We start from the raw sequence: 25,044 nt of genomic DNA, 5'->3' as shown, positions 1-25,044 counted from the left end.
ATCGACATTACACTGAGTTTCCTGACCAATCTTGATAAGGAAACTCAGATGCAAGTGACAATTAAGCTTTCCTATTCTCCTGGCTCAAAACGCCATGCCCTAGGGCAGGGCATGACTGAGTATATTATTATTGTTGCGTTAATTGCTGTTGCAGCCATCGGTGTGTATTCCCTGTTAGGGAAAACCGTTCGTGGTCAGGTGGCGGGTATCGCTAGCGAAATAACCGGTCAAAGTGCCACTAATCAACTGAATAGTGCTCGCAGTGCAGCGCGTCGCGCCAATACGTTGGGTCGCCAAGACGTCAGTTTAGGTAACTATGATGAAGTTACAGAATCTGGAAATTAACATGAGAAGTGAGCGTGGTTATGTCAGTGTGCTCGTATTGCCTGCCGTTGCTGGTTTGCTCGCCATGCTGCTTGTTGTGGTCTCGCAACAACAGCGATTACAGCAACGGTGGCACTTGCAAAGTGCTGCCGATAACATGGCGTTAAGTGCAGCCACGATTATCGCGCGCGAATTTAATTTAATTGCAGTTATTAATCGCGCGTTGATTGCTAACCAAGTGACGCAGGGGCAATTATTAGGTTTAGCTAGTTGGTTTAGTAGTATTCGTTCCGCTACTGAACGTCTAGCGTTGGTTACTAGTATTGTTCCATACCTGAATGTGGTGACAGGCCATCTTGCTAAGGCAGTCAAATATGCTGAAAGGCCACTCCATATCATCGTGAACAGTGCCTTAGTGTTGCAGCGCATATTGCTTTCAACACTGCAAACCGCTCAGTGGATGATTCGCGCTTCATTCGCAATGATGATCCCCAAAAGTCTTGCTGAAATCGCCAAGGTTCAAAACATATTGCAACATTCATGGACGCTGTTTCATAGTCCGGGTCTGATTGAGTTTCCGTGGTTGTGGTGGCGATATATGCCACTTCAACATGGGGCTCGAGATAATGATTTACTGCGGGAAATGACTCAAAGTAGTCGCGATGATTTTTCTTCCAAGCGCAGCTACAAGTGGTTCGATGCTGGCTTTGTGAAAGCTAGAAAAGCAGGTGGCAGTGACCTCGTTATGGTCAATCAGGGGCGTTGGGCATGGCAATCAATGGATACAGTTGCCTTGCATATCCGTTGGTTGTTTAAGCGCGAGGAAATTCCTTGGGGCGAAGGCGTAACTTATCAGAGTCGCAACATTACTAGCGTGACTGAGAATCAGTTTGGCGAAAGCCGTCAAATCAACCCACGAGCAACCCAGTTGGCATTGATTGATCAACAAAATATGGGCACCACAACAACACCTTATTACTTCAATAAAGAACAGCTTGAAGTAGATGACTGGCCGTCGGTGATCATTAAGTTTGATGATGTTTTTGCAAAAGCAGGCGTGCGATTTTCACGTCCTCAATCAGTACTTCCTAGAGCTACTAAAACAACCGAGCAGGCGAATTTATTTAATGCACTTTGGGAGTCTGAGCTGCAGTCACTCAATGCTCCAGAAAAGCTTATTTTAAGCCGCTTTGCACAAGGTGAACTATGAATAATTACTCGGCTTTTCGTCAACATGGGCAAGGTATGGTTGAACTCATTGTATTGTTGAGTCTGTTGTCAGTGACCTTGTCTATGAGTTTCACTAAATTAAATGATGCTTTGACTTCCCAGCATAACGAGCTGAATAAGTTGCGCGCTGAAATCTTGCAGCCAATACCGACCGGCTCCTGGCAACGCAAGCAAACAGATGAATTTAGTTCACAAGTGAAACCAATCTTAGCACCACGGAATGATTACACAGAGTTAAAAGTTAAGCTCGATAACCTGCATTTTGTCACCTCGGAAAACTCGCGCTACATATTAGCTCGACTCACGGATGATTGGCAGTTGGATAACAATATGGAGCTGATTTCATCTCCGCGTTCGCTGACGCTGAGTCACTATTTACATCAATCTGGTTTAAGCACCGTGCTTGATGTGATTGGTGGGTTACCGATAAGCCGCGAATTAAAACGTGAATCACTAGTACTCGGCAAGGTGGATAGTGACATTACGCCTTATGAATTGCGTTGTAAGGATCCGGCGTGTCGTTGATAAGTGCGTGGATGTTAGCTCATGCGCAGGTCGTGGCCGAAAACGATCAGGGTGTGTTATGGCAAATGAACGAACCTAATGCTGTGATTCAATTGGTTGAACGTTTTGGTTGCTCACCTATTGAGCCAGTTAATCAACAGTACTATTGCCGAGATGCGGCTAAACAAATTTGGCACATACAATCACTCAATGGGCGCGTTTATGCGCAATCATTTGCCCTAAACCAGCAGCAGGTTGTGGCTAAGCGAACCTGGCTTGGCAAACATCTCCTGACGCAAGTAGTTGAACATTATCAGATTGAAATTTTTGAGTCACAGCAGCGGGCACAAACTCTAGTCGACGGATTTAACTTTCGATATGGCGCGCGTCTTGCGTCATCAAGGGAAATAGAACATGGACGTTATCACATTACATTGGACAAGCCACAAACCTCTTTGTTGTTGGTTCAGCAGCCAACAAGTACCCACATCGTACAAATTACAACAAGGACAAAGTCTCATTGAGAGCCTAATTATTATGTTGTTTGCTAGCGCAATGTGGCTGATTCCAATAACTGCCGATGGGTATAACATTATTGAGATGACAAAGCACATTGTGCAATCGACAGCAGCGCACTTCGATTGGGTTTGGCAGTATTTCACACTTAATCCGTTGGTTTGGTAACGAGTTATGCTCAAGCCCAATCACAAAAGCAAACTTACGGCATTGGTCGTGCTGAGTTTAATTTTAAGCTTCGCCAGTTATCAGTTAGTTACGAGTTATGTTGCTGAGAAGGCTTCGCAAGAAGTTGCTGAACAACGGGAAATTGAACTGGGGATTTTAGTCAGTCAACGCGATATTTTGGTTGGCGAAATCATCAATTCTGACACTTTGGTTGTCCGTAACTTCCCGCAAAGTCTTGTGCAAGATAATTGGCTTCGCCCCGAGGATGCGCCGAGCATAATCGGCCTAGCTTCAAGTCGGTTTATTGACCGCGGTGAACCTTTAACAGCAAATGCGATAGAGCCATATAGAACGCCTCGCTTTTCCAGCAATTTAAAACCCGGCTTTTATGGCGTCACGAGTCTTGTCTCTGTTCAGCAGTTGCACAATGGCTTGGTGAAAATTGGAGACCATGTGACGTTGCGAGGAAGCGACTTTCAAGACAGCAGTAAGCCATTGGTTCTGGTTAATATTCCGGTTATTGCAATGGACAATTTCGACAATGAAGCGCAGCTTGATATTAGCCCATCGCATTACCTACCAAGCACGATGACCTTTGAGTTTACGCCGGTGCAGGCGGAGATTTTTGAGGTGATGAAACTACAAAATTTCGGGGTGTGGCTGCAACGTCCAGGTAGTGAGTACGTTGTATCAACACCACCAGTTCCCGTCAAAATCCACCGATTTTTCGCCAATGAGGTCAGTACTGATGCGATTTATTAATTTCGTTGTTGTTGCAGTTGTGGCGATGGTTGCTTTTCCCGTTGCAGCATCCAACGTTGTGAACCTGAACGTCGGAGAAACTCAGCTAGTATCGCTAAAAGGTGTTTCTGATGTTGTGGTGGGCAATGAAAGTATTATAAAGGTCGAGTTATTGCAGCCTAATGACCTTGTTATCAAAGCAATTACTGCAGGACACACCGAATTGCTTGTTCGATATCAAAATGGTGAAAACAATAAAATCAAAGTAGCAGTTAGTGAACTTGAAGATGCGAAGCAGCAGATTCATTTAAATTGGATAAAGCGCAAATATTCGCAATTGCAGTTTACCGAAATCGCAGGCGCTATGGTGATATCTGGCGAGCTCAATCAAGCCGATTTGAAACAATTAAATCAAGACACAAAAGATTATCCAACATGGCTGATACAGGTGGACCAAGCGCCAATTGCTATTGACCAAATGATTGAGCTTCAAGTGACCATTCTGGAGGTTAAACGTCAAAGCGCTAAACATTTAGGTGTTAATTGGCAAAATTCGATATCTGGGCCAACACTTAGCGATGTTAACTCTCAATGGGTGACATTTCCGATAACTTTACTCTCGACCGTTAATTTATTGATTCAAAATGGTCAGGCACGAATTCTCGCTGAGCCAAAATTAATCGCAGCAAGTGGCGGGAAAGCGGACTTTTTGGTGGGTGGAGAGTTTCCGATTCCACAAGTACTGGCTCAAGGCATGCAGGATGTCGAGTTTCGAGACTACGGTATTTCATTATCGATGTCGCCGCATGACTTGGGTCATGGCCAAATATCAACCGAAATCAAAGCTCAAATCAGTACGATTGATCCTGCCACGGCTATTCAGGGCATCCCAGGCATGCTAACGCGACGCGTGAGCAGTCTTATTACGGCAAAAAGTGGTGAAGCAATCATATTGTCAGGATTACTGAGTCAAGAGCAGTCATTACAAACCGATGCATTTCCGGTACTCAACAAAATGCCGATTTTAGGTGAACTCTTTTCATCGAAAGAGTTTCGCGACGCTGAAACGGAGCTGATTGTTGTCGTCACGCCAATGCTGCAAGCGCAACAACGTCAGACTCAGAAAGCGCATAAGAATGCTCAATTACTGATTAACCTGTTTCGCGATGCAGCCGATTGCGTGGGGTTATCCGATGCCATTTAATCAGGACTTAGCTCGGCAACATCTGCGCCAATCTTTGCAGCGTAGTGAGAAAAATATTGAGCAGATGACAACTACTGAACTTCATCAGCAAGCAATCATCATTTTAGAAAATTATAAAACGACTTTATCGGTAGCGGATGCCAACGAACTCGCGCTAACGATTGAAAACATCGTCAATGATTGTATTGGTTTTGGACCAATAACTAGCTTGCTACACGATCAGTCGGTATCAGAAATCATGGTTAATGACTTTCAAACTATTTTTGTCGAAAAGGAAGGCAAGCTATCGCGATGCTCGATTGCGTTTTCAAGTGAAGAAGAATTGCTACGTGTTATCGATCGTATCATAACGCCACTGGGTAGGCGCTTAGATAGTGCTCAACCAATGGTTGATGCACGTATGCCCGACGGCTCTCGAATAAATGCTGTGATATCGCCATTGGCGCTACGTGGGAGTTGCTTAACGATACGTAAATTTTTAGCGAAGCAGTTGCAGTTTGCTGATTTAGTGCAACAAGGGTCGCTGTCAGATCAAGCCGCAGAATATTTACAACAATGTGTGGTTGAGCGGCGCAACATATTAATTGCGGGTGGTACCGGTACCGGAAAAACTACGCTTTTAAACACCTTGGCGGGAATAATTCCCCCGCATCAACGGGTAATCACTATTGAAGATGCTGCTGAATTACAGCTGAACCATCAAAACTTAATTGCATTAGAGGCGCGTCCGCCGAACGCTGAAGGCCAAGGTCGAGTATCAATCCGAGAATTGCTAATCAATGCCTTGAGGATGCGACCGGATCGAATCATTGTCGGTGAATGCCGAGGCATAGAGGCCATTGATATGTTGCAGGCCATGAACACCGGACATGAAGGTTCATTAACAACGCTACATGCGAATACGGCAAGAGACGCAATTCAGCGGCTTGAGGTAATGGTCCTTATGGCAGGTTTAGAAATTCCTTTAGCAGCTATTCGACAACAGATTGCTTCAGCAATCGATGTGATAGTTCAAATTCAGCGAGATAGTGATGGAGCTAGGGTCATTCGAGAGATATCCGAAGTTTCTGGAATTGATACTGACGTGATTCAAATGAATCAAGTATTTAAGCGAGAAGATAAGCAGTTCATGGCAACTGGAGTGCTCTCGGTATGGCAATAGAAAATCTGGGAGCGACGACTGAAATTATCGTAATGCTGACCTTTGTGAGTTTATATGTCACAGCATTTATTCTATTAATTCACTTCGTTGATAGATGGAAAAATCCAGCACAAAAATGGCTCATGGATAGCACAGAACAATCTCTCGCCGATTTTCTAATCTACCTACCCGCGAAGATTTTTTGGGAACGCTTAACGTTGTTCGTGTTGCCTCTTCTATTGATATTGACTGTTTTGACATCGCTATTTATTAGTTTTGTCGTTGGAAGCGCGATGGCGTTAGGAGCCGTGTTTGCAAAAAAACTGTTATTAGCGCGGCGTCATCGGTTGATTAACTTCCAGCTGCCGGATGCAATTGACCTTCTGGTGACAGCAATGCAGGCGGGTTTGAGTTTCAATGCTGCATTTGAGCGCAGTGCTATGCAAGTTGCCGCTCCCCTCCGATACGAATGGCTACTTGTGATTCGGCGCATGCGAACCGGCGAAACACCAATCGTCGCACTCGCCAGCTTTTATCAACGAGTGAACACTGAGGCCGTTTTGCAGATGTTACTAACCATGCAGCTTGGCATTCAGCATGGCTCACAACAAGCAGATATTCTGCAGCGATTGGCAGTTACGTTAAGACAGCAACAGTACGCTGTTGAGCGGGTTAAGAGTTTATCCGCACAAGCTCGATTGCAAGGTAAAGTCATGTTGCTGCTACCCATTGGCTTGTTTGCAGCACTGCATTTTCTGCATCCAGAAAACACCGTCATTTTGACTCAGACTGAGTTTGGACATTATTTGCTAGGCGTCAGTTTTGGTTTGATGTTAGCCGGTCATTTCTTAATTCGAAGAATATTAGGAGATGCCTATGCACATTGATATTTTGATTTGGGTAGCCCTGTCTATCACGTGTGTTTGTATTGCTGCTCTTTGGTTAAAAATTGTAGCCGTATGCGGCAGTAGTGTTCGATTAAAAGCTACCCTTGATAAACTCATTTATAAGTTACCCAAAACCCTTTCTAGCAAAGTTATAACGACCGCCCAACAGGCTGTACCTGAACAGACGCCTGCTGCATGGCTCTTGCATCAGCTCATTATTGCAATGAGTGTTTTCATCATTCTTAGCTTGCCGATTGGCGCGGTGGTTAAATTAACTATCGGGGTATCTTTACTACTCATGGTTTTAGCGAGACGTAATCGACTTAAAGCTTATCAGCGCAAGGTAATCAGACAATGGCCAAGCGCACTTGATCTGGTTGCCATGTTGATGCAATCGGGATTGTCATTACGAGCCGCGCTCCATGCGTTACAGAGTATTCCCAACAATCTATCTGCAGTAGCTGAGATAGCGCGGTTGCATCGCTTACAGCAAAGCGGTTACTCACTCAGTCAAGCCATAGACGCATTATCTTTACGGATCACACATCCGTGGATAAGTCTTTTTGCTGGCGCAGTGCTCCAAGCACAAGAGACTGGCGGCGCACTAGCGAACACATTAAAGAGCCAAGCCAATCAGTTTCGACAGCAGCAGTTGCTCGAAGCTGAGAAACGAGCACAAGAAGTTTCCGTCAAGTTAATGTTGCCGCTAATTTTCTGTTTTTTCCCAGTAACAATGTTACTGATTTTAGGTCCAGTGTTTATCGGTTTTACCCAAGGAGGAATGCTATGAAACAGGGACGTTTCTATCTTCATTCAAATGGTCGCTGCATTTGGCGCGATGTTAAGGTTATGGAGTATTTCCCACAACGACTTGTCGGCATGCTTTATCTACGTGTCGCATCCCCGCAACGGGCGTTTTGGTTTCCCAAATGTAGTGCTATTCATACTTGGGGAATGCGCTTTGCCATTGATGTTGTCGGCCTCGATAAGCAACTGAACATTGTAACGGTGTTGCGAAATGTCCAGCCAGCTAAAGTTGTCCGTTTAACCGGTGTCGATTCTCTTATTGAGTGCGAAGCTGGTTGTCCACTGCCATTAGAATCTTGGCAGGGTCAAAAATTGGATTTTTGCTTAAGGGAAGCGGTTTATGAATAAAGCAACGATAATGCTGATAATGATTAGCCTCGTATTGACTACCACAGGTTGTAACAGCACGACACGAGTTAACTTTTCTACGGTAGAGCAGCATTACGCCATTGCTAAGGTAGTCTATGAGCGTGGCGACTTGCACACTGCGGAGGGGAGTTTACAGCAAGTGCTCAAGGCGCAACCGAGACACCTCGAAAGTTGGTGTTTACTGGGACACGTCTACTATCGCTTGAATCGCTATGAGGCGGCAGACAATGCCTATCAAAAATGTTTAGCTCTTCGAGCAGATCAACCCGCCATCTGGCATAACTTAGCGGCAGTCAAATTGAGACAAGCAACTGAGTTATTAATTACTGGGCTACCTTATCTCGAGTTCGGCGAGAGCGATTCCGAATTTGGCACTAATTATCGATTGTTGTTACAGGAACTGGCTCAATTACATGGCGTATCCGGCTTAAGTATGGAGACTCGTGTTGAAAACTAGGCAAGCAGGTATGTTTACGCCGCTCCTCATTGGGATAGTGCTTATTGTCACGGCAGCTATGATGCCGTTGCCACCAGACACCAGAATCTCAGAGCTAGAACGCTTACGCTACCAACACGCAACGTGGTGGTTTTGGCAACGAGCTGTGGTTCATTATCAAAGAAAATTTGATATTTGGCCGCCATCACTTGAAGAACTCGCGACGACTTTTACGCTGCCTCCTGCACCCGAGTTTTTAATCGGTACTGCAGAAGGTAATCGATTCAAATTGAGTTGGTTGAATCTAACAGCAGCAGATATCCAAATACTTAGCAGCGGACTACAACACCCGCACGTTAATATTCATGACGATCGCATTGAAGCGGTGATGGGGAATGGATCTGCATCGCATGAAATTGAAGGTGTGCATCGCTACGAGAGTTCTCCGTTGGCCGCAAACCTTTCTCTCGGTAATCACCATTTGCTAAGCACCAGAGATATCTACGTAAACGAAGCCAGCGTCGCTTTACCAAGTACCGTTGACAGAATTCGATCGATAACCGCTAATATGACAACACTGGTTATGAATGGTCCGGTGGTGGCAGACAAGATTGCCCCTGATCGACTGCGGGTTGATCAACTGAGTAATTTACTCACCGATATCAACCGGCAGTACAATAAGTTGCTGGCATATATGCAGTCCGCTCCCGATGAGCCTAGTCCGTATTAATCTTCATCCGAATATTGATTGGGTTGCGCTCGTAAATCACGGGTATTTGCGACGCGCTTAAGCTCAAGGTGAAGACCGGCTTTGGCGAGAAGGTGAGCACTAATAGGCGCGGTCAAAAATAAGAAAATAGTAATGAGTAATTCATGCCAAGAAAACGCTGTGGTCACTGAAAAATAGATAATAGAGCCAAGAATGACACCGCCAACACCTAAAGTTGTACTCTTGGTTGGGGCATGCAGTCGTGCCATGAAATCAGGCAAGCGAGCTAGGCCTACTGAGCCTATCAAGGCAAATAGTGCACCGATAATAATCAAGCTTGAAACTAGCCAATCTGCCCAAGCAGGGAGTTCAGTCATATTCATTTAGTGATGCCTTATTCAATAATATCACCGCGAAGTAAAAACTTCGCTGCTGCAACGGTGCCAATAAAGCCTAACATGGCGATAAGCAAAGCGGCTTCAAAATAAAATGCGGTGCCGTGCCAAATTCCAAATAGTACCAGTAGCGCTAGTGAATTAATGTAAATCGTGTCTAGCGCTAGAATGCGATCAGGTAGGTCGGGCCCTCTAAATAGGCGCCACAAGTTTAGTAACAGCGCCACACTAAACGCGACAAACGCAAATTGAACAGCGAAAATTAACATTTGAAAATCTCCTTTAGGCGCATCTCATAGCGTTGTTTAATTGAAGCGATTAGCTTTTCATGATCTTCAACATTAAGCGCATGAATCATGAGAGCGCGGCCATCACGACGAATTTCAGCAGTAATTGTGCCAGGCGTAAGACTGATAGTACTTGCTAGTACAGTGATAGGTACTTCACCAACAATATCAAGAGGATACTCAATAAGCGCAGGCTTGATCCGCCGCGAAGGCATCAAGATGATTGCTGCGATATTTAGGTTGGAAATTAAAATATCAACAAGCAGCAGAAAAAAATATTCAATGGCCTTCAATGGCTTATGAATCTTGGCAGGAAAGTCTCGGCCGCGATTTGTATAAAGTGGAATTGCCACTGCTAATATACAGCCTAGCAGAACTAATCCTGGCGTGACGGTATTTTGCAATAGTAGCCAAAAAATAAGTAAAAACAGGCTTAGATAAGGAGCCGGTAAAATCTTACTCATGGGAATACCCCTCTCCTAATACAGCTTCAATGTACGAAGCAGGGTGCATGACATCATAGGCGATACCATTAATAAAGTTGCTAATACTTCCTGCAAAAATGGTTAAGCCCACAATTGCGCAAAGTAATAATCCAATCGCAATAAGTTGACCTTTAGGATGATTGATATCACCGGGTTTGCCATCGAATGTGTGCCAGAACATGCGGCTACCAGCTCGCGACAGTGACACCATGACCAAGAAAGTGCTACCAAGCACGAGTGGCCATAATAGGGCAACCTGAGCACCTGTTCTCGCCGCCTCTAGGATAAATAGCTTTCCAATAAAGCCTGAGAATGGTGGCATACCAATAATTGCAATCGCTGCAGCGAAAAACATCATCCCTAGCACAGCATGCTGTGCCATCTTACGCCCTTTAACAATACGCGATGCGGTTTTGCCGCGTTGTTTTGCGACCACGTCGGCGATGAGAAAGAGGGCGGCCGTTATGAAGGTTGAATGCAACATGTAATACAGCACTGCGGTAATAGAACGCTCTGAGTTCATACTAAATGTTGTCAACATTGTTCCGACCGAGATGACAACAAGATAGGCAATAACCAGACGCAAATCACGGCTACCAATGACACCCAGTGCACCAATTGCGAGTGTGCCTAAACCTAGCCACCAAAGCCATTCATAACCCAGTAATGCAGAAGCACCGGAATCTTCACCAAAAATTAAAGTGAACACGCGAATTATTGCGTAGATACCGACTTTCGTCATAATCGCAAATAGTGCTGCAACGGTACCAGTGGTCATGGCATACGCCTGCGGTAACCAAAAATAGAGTGGTAACAAGGCTGCCTTAAGAGCAAATACAATCAGTAACAGTAACCCACCAACACGAGCAATGTGCGCATCGTCGGCTTGTAGACTAGCAATTTTCACGGCTAAATCTGCCATGTTTAAGGTGCCAGTAATACCGTAAATTACACCAAGAGCAATCAAAAAAACGGCAGAGCCAGTTAAGTTTAACAATACGTAATGCAAAGTAGCCCGGAGCTTCTGTTTACCACCGCCGTGCATTAAAAGTGCGTAGCTTGAAATCAGTAGAATTTCGAAGAATACGAATAAGTTAAACAAATCGCCGGTTAAAAATGCACCAAGTATTCCTAATAATTGAAATTGGAATAAAGCCTGAAAATGCGAGCCAAGGTTGTCTTCACCGTAGCAGGCATACCATAGAACAGGAAGTGCCAGAATGGCTGTGAGTAGAACCATCAGTGCTGAGAGTTTATCGACAACGAGAACGATGCCAAAAGGAGCTTGCCAGCTGCCTAGCGCATAAACGCTTGGTCCCTGCTGGGATTGTAGCAACAAGATCACAGCAACAATCAGCAAAGCGATACAAGAGACAATACCAATAGCCCGGCGATACCGTTGTGGCTCTTCACCCCACGGTAGCAGTTGCAACAATGCCGCAAGCATAGGAATCAGTAATGGAAGAACGACTAAGTGTTGACTGAACATTAGCGCTGTGCCTCCCCATCATTTTGATTGGGTTCATTAACTTCGTCAGTGCCGAGTTCGCCTCTCACTCTTACAGCCAAAATAATTGAATAGGCGGTCATTGCAAAACCGATAACAATAGCTGTGAGCACCAAAGCTTGTGGAAGAGGGTCGGTATAGTCCGGTTGATTACCAATTATCGGTAACTGATTAAGAACCAATCGACCGGTCGAGAACAGAAACAGGTTTACCGCATACGAAAGCATGGTGATACCGATGACAATCGGAAATGAGCGCCCGCGTAGAATTAAATAAATACTGCATGCCGTTAACACGCCCACAGTAACTGCATATAAAGCTTCCATTAATGCTTCTCCTGTCTTGGACGGTGACGCGTTGTCATTTGACCAAAATTAGCCAATATCATCAGAGTGGCACCGATAACGGTGAGATAGACACCGAGATCAAAAATAATTGCCGTGGCGAATTCAAATTCGCCCACAATAGGCCAGTGCACATGAGTGAACCAAGACGTTAAAAAGTTATGACCGAAGAACCAACTACCAACGCCAGTAAATAATGCGATCATGACGCCGACTGCAGCGAGGGTTTGATAGTTGTAATTAAAGCGGTGTTTCACCCAATCAACCCCATTAGCCATATATTGCAAAATCATTGCCGAGGCAGTAATCAAGCCTGCAATAAAGCCACCTCCGGGAAGGTTATGACCACGTAGGAATATATAAAACGACACCATCAGCGCTAGCGGTAAAATCGCTTGAGAAACCGTTTGTACCAATAGCGGGTGTTTCACTCGGTGCCAAGGTCGGCCATCGACATCACTGGATGGCATAAACGGACGCAGGTTATTAAGTAATTTGTGAATACCGGCAGCAGCAATGGCCAGCACGGTAATTTCACCTAGCGTATCAAAGCCCCGGAAATCAACTAGTATCACGTTAACAACATTGGTTCCGCCACCGCCAGAAACTGAGTTTTCCAAAAAGAAGTCAGAAATACTGTTTATTGGACGCGTTAGCAATGCGTAGTTAAGCGTGCCGACAATACCTCCGACGAAGCCGGCGAGCAGAATATCTCGTGCAACTCGGCTTCCACTTGATGCTTTCGGTATACGCTGTGGCATAAAGAATAATGCCAGAATCATGAGAATAATGCTGACAACCTCAACAACCAGCTGAGTCAATGCTAAATCGGGTGCCGAGAAATGGATGAATGTGAGTGACACCATGAGGCCAACCACCGACAACATCATCAGGGAGGTAAGCCTTTGATGATGAAATGCTGCAGTACCAATTGCTGCCAATATAATAATTAAAGCACCGGCTAAACTAACCGCATTTACAGGGAGTTGCTCGCGAGAGCCTGTGAGTTGATTTATTTGATACAACTCAGGTATCACAAACACGACAGTTAGAATGAGCAAGGCAGCAATGTAGCGCTGTAATGAGCCGGTCTCGATTCGACTCATCAAGCCATCGCAAAAGTTGGTGACTGATTTAACAATCTTAGCGAATACTTCTTTGGCATCGTGATGATCAAATTGCCGATTAAATGACAGTAAATCTTCTCGATATACATAAATTCCGATGCCGCCGATGATTGCTAAGACGCTCATTAATAAAGCCAAGTTAAAACCATGCCAAATTGAAATGGCTACTTCAACAGGGTTAGGGCTCACTACCGCGACAGCTGTTTGGAGTAGGTTTGAAACGACAAACATTGGAATAACGCCCACAACAACACACAGTGCGGCAAGGATGATAACTGGGGCGCGCATCATGAGTGGTGGTTCATGTGGTTGTTTCGGCAAGTTTTCGGCAACTTTATCAAAGAACACACCGTGTACAAAGCGTATGGAATAAGCAACGGAAAGCATAGCGCCTGCGGTCACTAGCACTGGAACTAGCCAAGATAAACCACCAAAGAGATGTTGTTGATATGACTCCACAAACAGCATCTCTTTCGATAAAAATCCGTTGAATAGCGGAATTCCTGCCATTGAGGCTGATGTAATAACGGCGAGTACCATGGTAAATGGCATGAATTTGCGCAACCCACTGAGTTTACGCAAATCTCGGCTACCTGTCTCATGGTCGACAATTCCGGCAATCATGAATAAACCGGCCTTAAATGTGGCGTGGTTTAAAATATGGAATAGCGCAGCAAGCAGGGCGCCGGCACTGCCGAGGCCAAGTAACATCGTAATTAAGCCCAAGTGGCTGATGGTCGAAAACGCGAGTAATCCTTTTAAGTCGGTTTTAAAAAGTGCAAAGTATGCGCCAAACAGCATCGTAGCCAGACCTGTTAGCGTTACTATGGTGAACCACTCGGGTGTGCCACCCAATACTGGGTAGAGACGAGCCATGAGAAATATCCCAGCTTTGACCATTGTTGCTGAGTGTAAGTATGCACTCACTGGCGTTGGTGCGGCCATAGCATGAGGTAGCCAAAACTGGAACGGAAACTGTGCTGATTTAGTAAATGCGCCGAGCAGCACTAATAACAAAGCTGGAACGTAAAGCGAATGAGCGCGAATCGATTCGGCCGCTGCGAAAACTGCGTCTAATTGATAACTACCGGCAATATTACCAATCAACAAGATACCGGCTAATAAGGCTAATCCACCAGCACCGGTAATTGCCAATGCCATTCTCGCACCGCGACGTGCGTTACTTTGATGGAACCAATATCCAATAAGCAAAAAGCTTGAAATACTCGTGAGCTCCCAGAACAACCACAGCAGAATGAGGTTATCAGCGGTAACGATTCCGAGCATGGAACCCATAAACAACAATAAACAAGCAAAAAACCGACCACTATTGTCATTTTCACTGAGGTAATAGTGCGCGTAAATAACAATAAGTAATCCAATGCCAAGTATTAAACCGGCAAATAACAGGGACAGTCCATCTAAACGAAAGCTAAAGCTCAAGCCTAACGCGGGTAACCAGTCAACATGAAAACTGGGAACTAAGCCTTGTAGCGACTGTGGTGCAAGGGTTAAGAGAAGAGCCAGACTGATCGCAGTCACTGATGCCGCTGAAAGAGTAATCATCCAGCGCGGACGGGTGCTCACCAATAACGGCAATATTGCACCGATAAACGGCAACATAACGAGTATAGCTAGATTCATTGGAATCCTTATATTGCAAAAAGTTGTTCGTTCTCAAGGTTTGTACGAATGAATTTACCACTTAGCTCAAACGGTTGCCAACAGCTTCGAACGTAACATATCGACCGCTTAACGTGGGAATTCACCGATCTGAACTCATAAATAAGAAGGGTGATTTACCTCGACATTTGGCGAGATTCTGATAGAATTCTCGTCTGTTAATCGACTAGAGCATCAACAAACCTGCTCACATTTTTCAATCGCGGAAATTAGTCAGTTCAAACAAGTAAACTTTTCTTAGTTTATTTCCTACATCGCACTACCATCTCGAAATTTTATCTGTTACAATTCGCCGCCCTTTTTATAAGGGGAAGTCTTTTATTCTCAAAATTTAGGCTTATAGCTTAAACGCGAGGGTAACTGGACAACAGCGACTCGAGAGGGTCTGTTTTTTACATAAAGCGGAGCACTGCAATGATCCAAATGCAAACTACTCTGGAAGTGGCCGACAACAGCGGCGCACGCAGCGTACAATGTATTAAGGTTCTGGGTGGCTCGCACCGCCGTTACGCAAACATTGGCGATATCATCAAAGTTTCTGTTAAAGAAGCGATTCCTCGCGGAAAAGTGAAGAAAGGTGATGTTGTGAATGCGGTGGTCGTTCGCACCAAGAAAGGCGTCCGTCGTCAAGACGGGTCAGTCATCCGTTTTGACCGCAACGCGGCTGTTTTGTTGAACAACAACAAACAACCGATTGGCACTCGTATCTTTGGACCAGTGACTCGTGAATTGCGCTCTGAGCAGTTCATGAAGATTATCTCTCTGGCACCAGAAGTACTGTAAGGAGTCCAGATATGGCGGCAAAAATCAAACGTGATGATGAAGTAGTAGTCCTGGCAGGTAAAGACAAGGGTAAGCGCGGTAAAGTGCTTAAAGTCGATACCGCTTCGAATCGTGTATTCGTTGAAGGCGTAAACATCGTTAAGAAACACCAGAAGCCAAACCCTGCATTGGGCGTAGCGGGTGGTATCGTGGAGCAGGAAGCACCAATCCACGTTTCTAACGTAGCAGTTTACAACCCAGAGACTGGTAAAGCAGATCGTGTTGGTTTCAAGATTGAAGACGGCAAAAAAGTTCGTTTCTTCAAATCTAACAACGCAATCATTTAATTTTTAATTTGGAGTTTTACGATGGCGAAACTGCATGATTTTTACAAAGAATCAGTAGTTCCTGAGCTGCTTAAACAGTTCGGCTACAACAGCGTCATGCAAGTCCCTCGGATTGAAAAAATCACCCTTAACATGGGTGTTGGTGAAGCTCTGGCTGACAAAAAGATTCTCGACAACGCAGTATCTGACCTTGAAGCAATTTCTGGTCAACGTCCGGTACGTACTGTTGCTCGTAAATCTGTCGCTGGCTTCAAAATCCGTGAAGGCTACCCAATTGGCTGTAAAGTGACTCTGCGTGGCGAGCGTATGTGGGACTTTTTGCAACGTTTAATTATGATTGCAATTCCACGTATTCGCGATTTCCGTGGTTTGAACCCGAAATCTTTCGATGGTCGGGGAAATTACAGTATGGGCGTACGTGAGCAGATCATCTTCCCTGAAATCGACTTTGATAAAGTTGATAAGGTTCGTGGTCTTGACATCACTATCACCACTACTGCAGGCACTGATGACGAAGCTCGCGCTTTGCTCGCTGCCTTTAACTTCCCGTTCAAGAAGTAAGGTGTAGAGTTATGGCAAAAGAGTCAATGAAAATGCGTGAGCTGAAGCGTCAAAAGCTAGCAGCTAAATACGCAGAAAAACGCATCGCACTGAAAAATGTGATCAGCGATCCGAATACTTCGGACGAAGAGCGTTGGGAAGCCGTGCTTAAATTGCAAAGTCTTCCTCGTGATTCGAGCCCAAGCCGTCAGCGTAACCGCTGCCGCGTAACGGGCCGCCCACACGGTTTCCTACGTAAGTTCGGCATGAGCCGTATCAAAGTACGTGAGAAAGCGATGCGCGGTGAAATTCCTGGCTTGAAAAAAGCTAGCTGGTAAGCCACGAGTCACGGGAGAAAGCAAATATGAGCATGCAAGATCCAATTGCGGATATGTTCACTCGCATCCGCAACGCTCAGGGTGCTAACAAAGTTGCCGTGCGCATGCCTGCTTCTAAGCAGAAAGTGGCTATTGCCCAAGTTCTGAAAGAAGAAGGTTATATCGCGGACTTCAGCGTAACTAGTGATGTGAAAGCAGAACTAGAAGTTACTTTGAAGTACTTTGAAGGTAAGCCTGTTATTGAATCAATTGAGCGCGTAAGTCGCCCTGGTCTGCGTATCTACAAGAAACGCAACGAACTACCTAAAGTTATGGGTGGTCTAGGTGTCGCAGTTGTCTCTACTTCGAAAGGCCTGATGACTGACCGTGCCGCTCGCAAAGCGGGTCTTGGCGGTGAAGTTATTGGTTACGTAGCTTAACGAGGAGTTAGGAAATGTCACGAGTTGCTAAAGCACCGATTGCCATTCCTGCTGGCGTTGAAGTTACGCTAAATGGCCAGGAAGTAACAATCAAAGGTGCCAAAGGCTCATTGAGCCGTGTAGTAAATGATGCAGTAGAAGTTGTAAAAGAAGACAACGTTCTACGCACCATCGCACGTGAAGGCGTTGCAAACGCTACTGCGCAAGCAGGTACAGCACGTGCGTTACTGCAAAACATGGTGGTTGGTGTTGCGCAGGGTTATGAGAAAAAACTACAGCTAATCGGTGTTGGTTATCGTGCTAACACTGCAGGTTCTAAATTGAACCTGACGCTGGGCTATTCTCACCCGATTGAGTTCGATATCCCTCAGGGAATCACTATCGAAGTCCCAGCACAAACTGAAGTAGTCGTGAAAGGTGTCGACAAGCAGTTAGTAGGCCAAGTTGCCGCTAACATTCGCGCATTCCGTAAGCCTGAGCCTTATAAAGGTAAAGGTGTGCGTTATGCCGATGAGCAAGTGCGCCGTAAAGAAGCCAAGAAAAAGTAAGGTAAGACGATGGACAAGAAATCAGCTCGCTTACGCCGCGCAACTCGCGCTCGTAAGAAAATGCAAGAGTTGGGTGCTAACCGCCTGGTCGTTCACCGTACACCACGGCATATTTACGCACAGCTTATTGCACCGAACGGTTCTGAAGTACTAGCTTCAGCATCAACTGTTGAGAAAACTATGCGTGAGCAGTTCAAATCTGCTGGTAACGTAGAAGCAGCAAAAGCAGTTGGTAAGCTGATCGCTGAACGGGCGATTGAGAAAGGCGTGAAAAACGTTGCATTCGATCGCAGTGGTTTCCGTTATCACGGTCGTGTCGCCGCTTTGGCTGACGCAGCTCGTGAAGCTGGACTTCAGTTCTAGGAGACGAACATGGCAAATGCAAATGTAGAAGCTCAACAAAGTGATCTGCAAGAAAAGCTAATCACAGTAAACCGTGTAGCGAAGGTTGTTAAAGGTGGTCGCATCTTTAGCTTCACTGCACTGACTGTGGTTGGTGATGGTCAAGGTAAAGTGGGTTTCGGTTATGGTAAAGCTCGCGAAGTTCCAGCTGCTATTCAAAAAGCAATGGAAAAAGCGCGTCGCAACATGGTAACCGTGCAGCTGAAAGGTGATACCTTACAGCACCCTGTTAAAGGCCGTCATTCAGGTTCACAGGTATTTATGCAGCCAGCTTCTGAAGGTACAGGTATCATCGCCGGTGGTGCGATGCGTGCAGTACTGGAAGTTGCCGGTGTACACAACGTGCTGTCAAAAGCATATGGTTCAACCAACCCAATCAACGTTGTTCGTGCCACTATTAAGGCACTTCACGGTATGAAGTCGCCTGAGCAAGTAGCGGCTAAACGTGGATTGAGCGTTGATGAAATTTTGGGGTAGTGAGCAATGGCGAAAAAGACAATCAAAGTAACCCAGACGCGTAGCTCAATCGGTCGTTTGCCGAAACATAAAGCTACACTTCGTGGTCTTGGTCTGCGCCGCATTGGTCACACGGTCGAGCTGGAAGATACTCCAGCCGTCCGCGGCATGGTGAACCAAGTCACTTACATGGTAAAGGTGGAGGATTAAGACATGTACTTGAATACTATCTCCCCTGCACCTGGTGCGAAAACTAGCAAAAAGCGTCTCGGCCGTGGTATCGGCTCAGGCCTTGGTAAAACTGGTGGACGTGGTCATAAAGGTCAAACTTCACGCTCTGGTGGCTCTATCAAGCCAGGTTTTGAAGGCGGCCAAATGCCAATCCAACGCCGTTTGCCAAAGTTTGGCTTTACTTCACGCAAGGCTATGACTACTGCTGAAGTTAACTTGGCAGAGATTGCGAAAGTTGCTGGTGATACTGTTACTCTAGCTTCATTAAAAGAAGCTGGTTTGATTCGTCACGACGTGTTAACTGTTAAAGTTATCAAGTCAGGCGAAATCAGCCGTAAAGTAACGGTTCAAGGCATCAAGGTCACCAAAGGCGCCCGCGAAGCTATTGAAGCTGCTGGCGGCAAAATCGAAGGATAGAGCACATGGCTAAACCAGGATTGGAATCTAACAGAGCTCAAGGTGGCACGTCGGAGCTTAAACGTCGACTGCTGTTTGTACTCGGCGCGTTAATCGTGTTCCGTGCGGGCTCCTTTGTGCCGATTCCTGGTATAGATGCCGCTGTATTGGCGCAATTATTCGATCAGCAAAAAGACACCATCGTGGCCATGTTTAACATGTTCAGCGGTGGTGCTCTTGAGCGTGCGTCGGTATTTGCTCTAGGCATTATGCCGTACATTTCAGCCTCGATTATTATGCAATTGGCAAGCGTGATTCATCCACGTCTTGCTGAGCTTAAGAAAGAAGGTGAGAGTGGCCGTCGTAAGATCAGCCAATACACGCGTTGGGGTACTTTAATACTCGCAACTTTCCAATCAATTGGTATAGCTACAGGCTTACCAAATCTAATGCCAGGATTAGTTATTGACCCTGGTTTTGGATTTTACTTCACGGCTATCGTGAGTTTGGTTACTGGTACCATGTTCTTAATGTGGTTAGGTGAGCAAATTACCGAGCGTGGGATTGGAAACGGTATCTCTATTCTAATTTTCACCGGTATTGTAGCAGGGCTCCCGTCGGCCATTGGTCAAACGGCAGAGCAAGCTCGTCAGGGTGATTTACATTTATTATTGTTATTGCTAATTGGTGTTATCGTTCTCGCAGTAACATACTTCGTTGTGTTCGTAGAACGTGGTCAACGTCGTATTGTTGTGAACTATGCGAAGCGTCAACAAGGCCGTAAGGTTTTCGCAGCGCAAAGCACGCACTTGCCATTGAAAGTCAACATGGCTGGTGTGATTCCACCAATTTTTGCATCGAGCATTATTTTGTTCCCAGGCACCATCGCTACCTGGTTTGGCCAAGGTGAAGGTGCGGTAGCAAACTTCCTACAAGAGTTGTCGTTGACACTGTCACCGGGTCAGCCTTTGTATGTGATGCTTTATGCAGCAGCAATTATTTTCTTCTGTTTCTTCTACACTGCGTTGGTATTCAACCCACGTGAGACAGCAGACAACTTGAAGAAATCGGGAGCGTTTATCCCTGGGATTCGTCCTGGTGAGCAAACCTCACGTTACATTGATAAAGTAATGACTCGATTGACGCTTGCTGGCGCTTTGTACATTACCTTTGTCTGTTTGGTTCCTGAGTTCATGATGATTGCGTGGAACGTACAATTCTATTTTGGTGGTACGTCGCTTTTAATTATCGTAGTTGTTATCATGGACTTTATGGCGCAGGTCCAAACTCATCTGATGTCGCATCAGTATGATTCGGTCCTGAAAAAAGCTAACCTTAAAGGCTTCGGCCGTTAAGGTTGGATAATTACGGAGTGTAGCAATGAAAGTTCGTGCTTCCGTGAAGAAAATCTGCCGTAACTGTAAAGTTATCAAGCGCAACGGTGTTGTGCGCGTAATTTGCAGTGACCCTAAGCACAAGCAACGGCAAGGTTAATTCGAAGAAGAAGTCCGCAGTCAAAAAATATTTTTGGCTGCGGCTTTGATATGTTTGCAAATTGGCGACCGGTTGAGTATCCTAACGGGCTTTTCAAATCCGGTCACCCATAAACTATAGGAGACGTGTTAGTGGCCCGTATCGCTGGCATTAACGTTCCTGACAATAAGCATGCAGTCATTGCCTTGACTGCGATTTACGGTATCGGCCGTACTCGTTCAAAAGCTATCTTAGCTTCGATCGATCTGCCTGAAGATACTAAAATCGGCTCTTTGTCAGAAGAAAAACTGGATGTACTTCGTGATGCAGTAGCTAAGTTTACTGTTGAAGGCGATCTTCGCCGTGAAGTATCTATGAACATCAAACGCTTGATGGATCTCGGATGTTACCGTGGTCTTCGTCATCGTCGTGGCTTGCCTCTACGTGGACAGCGCACTAAAACTAATGCGCGCACTCGTAAAGGTCCGCGTAAACCAATTAAGAAGTAGGGAGTTGAGAAATGGCTAAACAACCAACTCGTACTCGTAAGCGCGTTAAAAAGCAAGTCGCAGATGGCATGGCTCACATCCATGCATCTTTCAATAACACCATTGTGACCATCACTGACCGTCAAGGTAACGCGTTAGCATGGGCAACTGCAGGTGGTTCTGGTTTCCGTGGTTCACGTAAATCAACTCCGTTTGCTGCACAGGTTGCTGCTGAGCGCGCAGGTGAAATGGCGAAGGAATATGGTTTGAAAAACCTAGAAGTGTTCGTTAAGGGCCCAGGTCCTGGTCGTGAATCATCGATTCGCGCATTGAACGCTGTAGGTTATCGCATCACGAATATTACTGATGTGACTCCTATTCCTCACAACGGTTGTCGTCCGCCTAAGAAACGTCGCGTTTAATAGGCGCTATACGATAGTTGGAGAAAGAACATGGCTAGATATTTGGGTCCAAAACTCAAACTGAGTCGTCGCGAAGGAACAGACTTGTTCCTCAAAAGCGGCGTACGCGCAATCGATTCGAAATGTAAACTCGAAAGCGCACCGGGTCAGCACGGCGCTCGTCGCGGCCGTTTGTCTGATTACGGTTTGCAGTTACGTGAAAAGCAAAAAGTTCGTCGTATCTACGGCGTACTAGAAAAGCAATTCCGTAACTACTACAAAGAAGCTGCCCGTATTAAGGGCAATACTGGTGAGAACCTGCTGCAATTGCTTGAGCAACGCCTTGATAACGTGGTGTACCGCATGGGCTTCGCGTCAACTCGTGCTGAAGCGCGCCAGTTGGTAAGCCACAAAGCAGTAGTAGTGAACGGTCAGGTAGTCAACATTCCGTCGTTTAAAGTACGTCCGGAAGACGTTGTGTCCGTTCGCGAAAAAGCGAAAAAGCAGGCGCGCATCGCAGCCGCACTGGAACTCGCTGAACAGCGTGAAAAGCCAGTATGGTTGGAAGTAGACAGCACTAAGATGGAAGGTCAGTTTAAACGTCTTCCTGAGCGTGCAGATTTGTCTGCTGAAATTAACGAACAGTTGATCGTAGAGCTTTACTCTAAGTAAAGCTTAAGCATAAAGAGAGGACACAATGCAGGGTTCTGTTACCGAATTCCTAAAGCCAAGGCTAGTCGATATCGAACAAATTAGCCCGACTCACGCTAAAGTGACGTTGGAGCCTCTTGAGCGTGGCTTTGGTCACACGCTGGGCAACGCGTTGCGCCGTATTTTACTTTCGTCTATGCCAGGTGTGGCAGTAACCGAAGTAAAAATCGACGGTGTTCAACACGAATACAGCAGCAAAGAGGGTGTTCAGGAAGACATCATCGAGATTCTGTTAAACCTTAAAGGTTTATCAGTAGTCATGGAAGGCAAAGATGAAGCGATTCTGACCTTGAAAAAATCCGGAGCGGGCCCTGTCAAGGCTGGCGATATTACCCATGATGGTGATATCCAGATCATTAACCCTGATCACCTCATCTGTACTCTTACAGGTGATACTGAGATTGATATGTCAATCAAAGTAGAGCGTGGTCGTGGTTATGTTCCAGCCTCGGCACGTCAGTCTGCTGACGATGAAGAGCGTCCGCTCGGTCTACTATTAGTCGACGCTTCTTTCAGTCCAGTTGAGCGTATTGCTTACAGTGTAGATTCTGCACGTGTTGAGCAACGTACCGACTTAGACAAACTGGTTATCGATATGGAAACCAATGGTACATTGGATCCAGAAGAGGCGATTCGTCGCGCAGCAACAATTCTTGCTCAACAGCTTGAAGCGTTTGTTGAATTACGTGATATGAGCGAGCCAGAAGAGAAAGAAGAGAAACCGGAATTCGATCCGATTCTTTTGCGTCCAGTAGACGATTTGGAATTAACTGTGCGTTCTGCGAACTGTTTGAAAGCAGAAGCTATTCAGTACATTGGTGACTTAGTGCAGCGCACCGAAGTTGAGTTGTTAAAAACTCCGAACTTAGGTAAGAAATCGCTCACCGAAATCAAAGATGTGCTTGCATCGCGTGGTTTGTCTTTAGGCATGCGTCTAGAGAACTGGCCACCAGCAAGTCTCGTTGATCGCGACTAAGTTATCTTTTACAGAGATTTACTGAGAAGGGTATAGGTATGCGCCATCGTAAGAGTGGTCGTCAACTCAACCGCAACAGCAGCCATCGCAAAGCGATGTTCAGCAATATGGCAAGCTCACTGGTTCGTCACGAAGTGATTAAAACCACTTTGCCAAAAGCGAAAGAACTGCGCCGTGTAATTGAGCCGCTAATTACATTAGCGAAGCAAGATAGCGTTTCAAATCGCCGTTTAGCTTTTGCTCGTACACGTGACCAAGAAGTGGTTGGTAAGTTGTTCAATGAATTAGGTCCGCGTTATCAAGAGCGCGCTGGTGGTTACACTCGTATTATGAAGTGTGGCTTCCGTGCTGGCGACAATGCACCTATGGCATATGTTGAACTAGTTGACCGTCCAGAAGTAGACGCTACTGCTGCTGAAGAAGTTGCAGTAGAAGAATAAGCGAAGTTTATTCGCTATGAAAAAAGCCGCTCATCGAGCGGCTTTTTTGTTTGTATATAAAATAAGCGAACTTATTGGTTAGTTATAACCTCTAGTTCCTGCGAGGAAAGTTCGTGTCGAGCAGCAATAGCATGTAGTTGTTCATCGGTTAATCCGCCGGCTTTGTATGCGCTACGCAACAATTTAATTGCACGTTCACGATCTTGATCTTGCAGCAGTTCATTCGTTTCGGTGTTATCTGCCGAACCGATAATATCGCTGATAGTATCTGCTAGATAACCGCCTACGGCTGGAGCCGCGGCCAATACAGCTTGGATGATTGACTCTAATTTGCCAACTTCTGCTTCTTTATTAGCTCTAAGAATACCGTCAGCTGTATGCGGTTCGGTTGTTACAGCAACCCGAATCACTTCATTTAGATGCTCGGGATCGATCTCATCGACGGTTCCAACAATCGCCTCGGCGTAACTCGGTTCGGTTTCAACGCCAATTCGGACGATTTCCGCAGGATCTGCCACACGTAGATTTAGAGCAACAGATATTACCTCGCGAGTGAACGCTGGTTCTGCGTCAATTGCAGCTTTTATGATGTGCCGGTAGTGTCGTGGATATCGCTCAAAAGCGGCATACAAAATAGGCTCAACGTGATGAGGATAATTACTCATCAAAACCCGAACCGATCGAATAGAGGAAAAATTCCGTTGTTCATAATAACGAAGCATCCGTGCGTATGTATCTGCGAGTCGTTGGCTTTCTTCATCTAAAACATAAACGCCAGGTTTCGTCGTTTCGACCACAGCAGATTCTGCTGCGTAACTTGCGTAAGTAATAAATACGCTCGCAGCCAATAAAGTTGGAAAAACTTTCATAGGCGCACCCCGATTTAACAATGTGTCTTTTTAGTAATTATTAGTGACGAATTTGAACAATAGCAGTGTTTATAGACAATCAATAGATAAACTTTGTTCAATTTGAGTAAAAATAAACCAATTAGAAAAAAATGCAAAAAAAGATCTTGCACAGCTGGCGGCGATCCTTATAATTCGCCGCCGTTGTCACCGAGTGATGACGCGGGTTTAGGAAGTGACGCAAGTCAAAAAAAAGATCCAAAAGGATCTTGACCTGAACCAAGGATGGCGTAAAATACGCATCCCGCTTCACGAAGAAGCGAATGTTCTTTAACAATATACCAAGCCAAGCAAACTGTGTGGGCACTTACCGGATTCAGGCAGAGAAGCATCTTCGGATGCAA

At 45.6% G+C, this 25,044-nt stretch carries 37 protein-coding genes; 30 read left to right on the top strand and 7 right to left on the bottom strand.

Annotated elements, in window-relative coordinates:
* Positions 1 to 48: 48 nt before the first annotated feature.
* From BM292_RS11460 to BM292_RS11405, 13 genes are read left to right on the top strand one after another with little or no spacing between them, the layout of a single operon-like run.
* Positions 49 to 345, top strand: a complete 297-nt coding sequence (locus BM292_RS11460; RefSeq protein WP_092858716.1) for a Flp family type IVb pilin — start codon at positions 49 to 51, stop codon at positions 343 to 345.
* A 1-nt stretch (position 346) separates the two neighbouring features.
* On the top strand, positions 347 to 1,534 hold the full coding sequence (locus tag BM292_RS11455) for an Rv3654c family TadE-like protein (protein ID WP_092858714.1): 1,188 nt from the start codon (positions 347 to 349) through the stop codon (positions 1,532 to 1,534).
* A complete protein-coding gene (locus BM292_RS11450) occupies positions 1,531 to 2,079 on the top strand; it encodes a hypothetical protein (protein ID WP_092858712.1) in 549 nt (182 codons plus the stop codon). The genes BM292_RS11455 and BM292_RS11450 overlap by 4 nt, the downstream gene beginning before the upstream one ends.
* Positions 2,070 to 2,582, top strand: a complete 513-nt coding sequence (locus BM292_RS11445) for a hypothetical protein (protein WP_130203608.1) — start codon at positions 2,070 to 2,072, stop codon at positions 2,580 to 2,582. Before BM292_RS11450 ends, BM292_RS11445 begins: the two co-directional genes overlap by 10 nt.
* Positions 2,583 to 2,595: 13 nt before the next feature.
* Entirely contained in the window at positions 2,596 to 2,742 is a 147-nt protein-coding gene (locus BM292_RS11770) for a hypothetical protein (protein WP_165383932.1), read from the top strand.
* Between the two features lie 6 nt (positions 2,743 to 2,748).
* A complete protein-coding gene (gene cpaB / locus BM292_RS11440; RefSeq protein ID WP_092858708.1) occupies positions 2,749 to 3,504 on the top strand; it encodes a Flp pilus assembly protein CpaB in 756 nt (251 codons plus the stop codon).
* Positions 3,491 to 4,687: a type II and III secretion system protein family protein gene (locus BM292_RS11435; RefSeq protein WP_165383933.1), complete on the top strand. Its 1,197-nt coding sequence runs from the start codon at positions 3,491 to 3,493 to the stop codon at positions 4,685 to 4,687. The genes cpaB and BM292_RS11435 overlap by 14 nt, the downstream gene beginning before the upstream one ends.
* Positions 4,677 to 5,849 carry a TadA family conjugal transfer-associated ATPase gene (locus BM292_RS11430; protein WP_233340263.1) on the top strand — a complete coding sequence of 391 codons (1,173 nt, stop codon included), beginning with the start codon at positions 4,677 to 4,679 and terminating at the stop codon, positions 5,847 to 5,849. The genes BM292_RS11435 and BM292_RS11430 overlap by 11 nt, the downstream gene beginning before the upstream one ends.
* Positions 5,840 to 6,715 (top strand): type II secretion system F family protein, encoded by an 876-nt coding sequence (locus BM292_RS11425; protein ID WP_092858704.1) that lies wholly within the window; start codon positions 5,840 to 5,842, stop codon positions 6,713 to 6,715. Before BM292_RS11430 ends, BM292_RS11425 begins: the two co-directional genes overlap by 10 nt.
* Positions 6,705 to 7,505, top strand: a complete 801-nt coding sequence (locus tag BM292_RS11420; RefSeq protein ID WP_177203844.1) for a type II secretion system F family protein — start codon at positions 6,705 to 6,707, stop codon at positions 7,503 to 7,505. Before BM292_RS11425 ends, BM292_RS11420 begins: the two co-directional genes overlap by 11 nt.
* Positions 7,502 to 7,870 (top strand): DUF192 domain-containing protein, encoded by a 369-nt coding sequence (locus BM292_RS11415; protein WP_092858700.1) that lies wholly within the window; start codon positions 7,502 to 7,504, stop codon positions 7,868 to 7,870. Before BM292_RS11420 ends, BM292_RS11415 begins: the two co-directional genes overlap by 4 nt.
* On the top strand, positions 7,863 to 8,348 hold the full coding sequence (locus BM292_RS11410) for a tetratricopeptide repeat protein (RefSeq protein ID WP_092858698.1): 486 nt from the start codon (positions 7,863 to 7,865) through the stop codon (positions 8,346 to 8,348). The genes BM292_RS11415 and BM292_RS11410 overlap by 8 nt, the downstream gene beginning before the upstream one ends.
* Positions 8,338 to 9,057 (top strand): hypothetical protein, encoded by a 720-nt coding sequence (locus BM292_RS11405; protein ID WP_143434095.1) that lies wholly within the window; start codon positions 8,338 to 8,340, stop codon positions 9,055 to 9,057. The genes BM292_RS11410 and BM292_RS11405 overlap by 11 nt, the downstream gene beginning before the upstream one ends.
* On the opposite strand, the gene BM292_RS11400 is transcribed toward BM292_RS11405, so the two are convergent.
* Genes BM292_RS11400 through BM292_RS11375 form a run of 6 tightly spaced genes read right to left on the bottom strand, consistent with a single transcriptional unit; the run spans position 9,054 to position 14,825 of the window.
* On the bottom strand, positions 9,054 to 9,419 hold the full coding sequence (locus tag BM292_RS11400) for a Na+/H+ antiporter subunit G (RefSeq protein WP_092858694.1): 366 nt from the start codon (positions 9,417 to 9,419) through the stop codon (positions 9,054 to 9,056). The genes BM292_RS11405 and BM292_RS11400 overlap by 4 nt on opposite strands.
* Positions 9,420 to 9,430: 11 nt before the next feature.
* Positions 9,431 to 9,700 (bottom strand): K+/H+ antiporter subunit F, encoded by a 270-nt coding sequence (locus tag BM292_RS11395; protein ID WP_092858692.1) that lies wholly within the window; start codon positions 9,698 to 9,700, stop codon positions 9,431 to 9,433.
* Positions 9,694 to 10,182: a Na+/H+ antiporter subunit E gene (locus BM292_RS11390; RefSeq protein ID WP_092858690.1), complete on the bottom strand. Its 489-nt coding sequence runs from the start codon at positions 10,180 to 10,182 to the stop codon at positions 9,694 to 9,696. The genes BM292_RS11395 and BM292_RS11390 overlap by 7 nt, the downstream gene beginning before the upstream one ends.
* Positions 10,175 to 11,692, bottom strand: coding sequence for a monovalent cation/H+ antiporter subunit D (locus BM292_RS11385; protein ID WP_092858688.1), 1,518 nt, complete (start codon positions 11,690 to 11,692; stop codon positions 10,175 to 10,177). Before BM292_RS11385 ends, BM292_RS11390 begins: the two co-directional genes overlap by 8 nt.
* Positions 11,692 to 12,036: a Na+/H+ antiporter subunit C gene (locus tag BM292_RS11380; protein WP_092858686.1), complete on the bottom strand. Its 345-nt coding sequence runs from the start codon at positions 12,034 to 12,036 to the stop codon at positions 11,692 to 11,694. Before BM292_RS11380 ends, BM292_RS11385 begins: the two co-directional genes overlap by 1 nt.
* Positions 12,036 to 14,825: a monovalent cation/H+ antiporter subunit A gene (locus tag BM292_RS11375; RefSeq protein WP_092858684.1), complete on the bottom strand. Its 2,790-nt coding sequence runs from the start codon at positions 14,823 to 14,825 to the stop codon at positions 12,036 to 12,038. Before BM292_RS11375 ends, BM292_RS11380 begins: the two co-directional genes overlap by 1 nt.
* A 453-nt stretch (positions 14,826 to 15,278) precedes the next feature.
* On the opposite strand from BM292_RS11375, the gene rplN reads away from it, so the two are divergent.
* The 17 genes from rplN to rplQ all read left to right on the top strand — a co-directional run bounded on the left by rplN (position 15,279) and on the right by rplQ (position 23,792).
* The gene (gene rplN, locus BM292_RS11370) at positions 15,279 to 15,647 is read left to right on the top strand and encodes a 50S ribosomal protein L14 (protein ID WP_092593899.1); all 369 of its coding nucleotides are present in this window, start codon (positions 15,279 to 15,281) and stop codon (positions 15,645 to 15,647) included.
* A gap of 11 nt (positions 15,648 to 15,658) precedes the next feature.
* The gene (gene rplX / locus BM292_RS11365) at positions 15,659 to 15,973 is read left to right on the top strand and encodes a 50S ribosomal protein L24 (protein ID WP_092858682.1); all 315 of its coding nucleotides are present in this window, start codon (positions 15,659 to 15,661) and stop codon (positions 15,971 to 15,973) included.
* 21 nt (positions 15,974 to 15,994) lie between these two features.
* Complete coding sequence (gene rplE, locus BM292_RS11360) at positions 15,995 to 16,534, top strand: 50S ribosomal protein L5 (RefSeq protein WP_092858680.1); 540 nt, start codon at positions 15,995 to 15,997, stop codon at positions 16,532 to 16,534.
* A gap of 11 nt (positions 16,535 to 16,545) precedes the next feature.
* Positions 16,546 to 16,851: a 30S ribosomal protein S14 gene (gene rpsN, locus BM292_RS11355; protein ID WP_092858678.1), complete on the top strand. Its 306-nt coding sequence runs from the start codon at positions 16,546 to 16,548 to the stop codon at positions 16,849 to 16,851.
* 26 nt (positions 16,852 to 16,877) lie between these two features.
* The gene (gene rpsH, locus BM292_RS11350; RefSeq protein WP_092858676.1) at positions 16,878 to 17,270 is read left to right on the top strand and encodes a 30S ribosomal protein S8; all 393 of its coding nucleotides are present in this window, start codon (positions 16,878 to 16,880) and stop codon (positions 17,268 to 17,270) included.
* Positions 17,271 to 17,284: 14 nt separating this feature from the next.
* Positions 17,285 to 17,818: a 50S ribosomal protein L6 gene (rplF, locus tag BM292_RS11345; RefSeq protein WP_092858674.1), complete on the top strand. Its 534-nt coding sequence runs from the start codon at positions 17,285 to 17,287 to the stop codon at positions 17,816 to 17,818.
* A 9-nt stretch (positions 17,819 to 17,827) separates the two neighbouring features.
* Entirely contained in the window at positions 17,828 to 18,181 is a 354-nt protein-coding gene (gene rplR, locus BM292_RS11340; RefSeq protein ID WP_092858672.1) for a 50S ribosomal protein L18, read from the top strand.
* Positions 18,182 to 18,190: 9 nt separating this feature from the next.
* Positions 18,191 to 18,697: a 30S ribosomal protein S5 gene (gene rpsE / locus BM292_RS11335; RefSeq protein ID WP_055439826.1), complete on the top strand. Its 507-nt coding sequence runs from the start codon at positions 18,191 to 18,193 to the stop codon at positions 18,695 to 18,697.
* A gap of 6 nt (positions 18,698 to 18,703) precedes the next feature.
* Complete coding sequence (rpmD, locus tag BM292_RS11330; RefSeq protein ID WP_055439827.1) at positions 18,704 to 18,886, top strand: 50S ribosomal protein L30; 183 nt, start codon at positions 18,704 to 18,706, stop codon at positions 18,884 to 18,886.
* A gap of 3 nt (positions 18,887 to 18,889) precedes the next feature.
* Positions 18,890 to 19,324, top strand: a complete 435-nt coding sequence (rplO, locus tag BM292_RS11325; RefSeq protein ID WP_092858670.1) for a 50S ribosomal protein L15 — start codon at positions 18,890 to 18,892, stop codon at positions 19,322 to 19,324.
* A gap of 5 nt (positions 19,325 to 19,329) precedes the next feature.
* Positions 19,330 to 20,658 carry a preprotein translocase subunit SecY gene (secY, locus tag BM292_RS11320; protein ID WP_092858668.1) on the top strand — a complete coding sequence of 443 codons (1,329 nt, stop codon included), beginning with the start codon at positions 19,330 to 19,332 and terminating at the stop codon, positions 20,656 to 20,658.
* A gap of 25 nt (positions 20,659 to 20,683) precedes the next feature.
* Positions 20,684 to 20,797, top strand: coding sequence for a 50S ribosomal protein L36 (gene rpmJ, locus BM292_RS11315; RefSeq protein WP_055439830.1), 114 nt, complete (start codon positions 20,684 to 20,686; stop codon positions 20,795 to 20,797).
* Positions 20,798 to 20,928: 131 nt separating this feature from the next.
* On the top strand, positions 20,929 to 21,285 hold the full coding sequence (gene rpsM, locus BM292_RS11310; protein WP_055439831.1) for a 30S ribosomal protein S13: 357 nt from the start codon (positions 20,929 to 20,931) through the stop codon (positions 21,283 to 21,285).
* An 11-nt stretch (positions 21,286 to 21,296) separates the two neighbouring features.
* Positions 21,297 to 21,686 (top strand): 30S ribosomal protein S11, encoded by a 390-nt coding sequence (gene rpsK, locus BM292_RS11305; RefSeq protein WP_034734070.1) that lies wholly within the window; start codon positions 21,297 to 21,299, stop codon positions 21,684 to 21,686.
* A 30-nt stretch (positions 21,687 to 21,716) separates the two neighbouring features.
* The gene (gene rpsD, locus BM292_RS11300) at positions 21,717 to 22,337 is read left to right on the top strand and encodes a 30S ribosomal protein S4 (RefSeq protein WP_092858666.1); all 621 of its coding nucleotides are present in this window, start codon (positions 21,717 to 21,719) and stop codon (positions 22,335 to 22,337) included.
* Between the two features lie 25 nt (positions 22,338 to 22,362).
* Positions 22,363 to 23,352, top strand: a complete 990-nt coding sequence (locus BM292_RS11295; RefSeq protein WP_092858664.1) for a DNA-directed RNA polymerase subunit alpha — start codon at positions 22,363 to 22,365, stop codon at positions 23,350 to 23,352.
* 38 nt (positions 23,353 to 23,390) lie between these two features.
* Entirely contained in the window at positions 23,391 to 23,792 is a 402-nt protein-coding gene (gene rplQ, locus BM292_RS11290; protein WP_092858662.1) for a 50S ribosomal protein L17, read from the top strand.
* A 71-nt stretch (positions 23,793 to 23,863) separates the two neighbouring features.
* On the opposite strand, the gene BM292_RS11285 is transcribed toward rplQ, so the two are convergent.
* Entirely contained in the window at positions 23,864 to 24,661 is a 798-nt protein-coding gene (locus tag BM292_RS11285) for a hypothetical protein (protein WP_092858660.1), read from the bottom strand.
* Positions 24,662 to 25,044: the final 383 nt, after the last annotated feature.

It is taken from the genome of Pseudidiomarina tainanensis (assembly GCF_900115255.1).
Classification (GTDB): domain Bacteria; phylum Pseudomonadota; class Gammaproteobacteria; order Enterobacterales; family Alteromonadaceae; genus Pseudidiomarina; species Pseudidiomarina tainanensis.
This window is presented reverse-complemented; position numbering and strand designations above follow the sequence as displayed.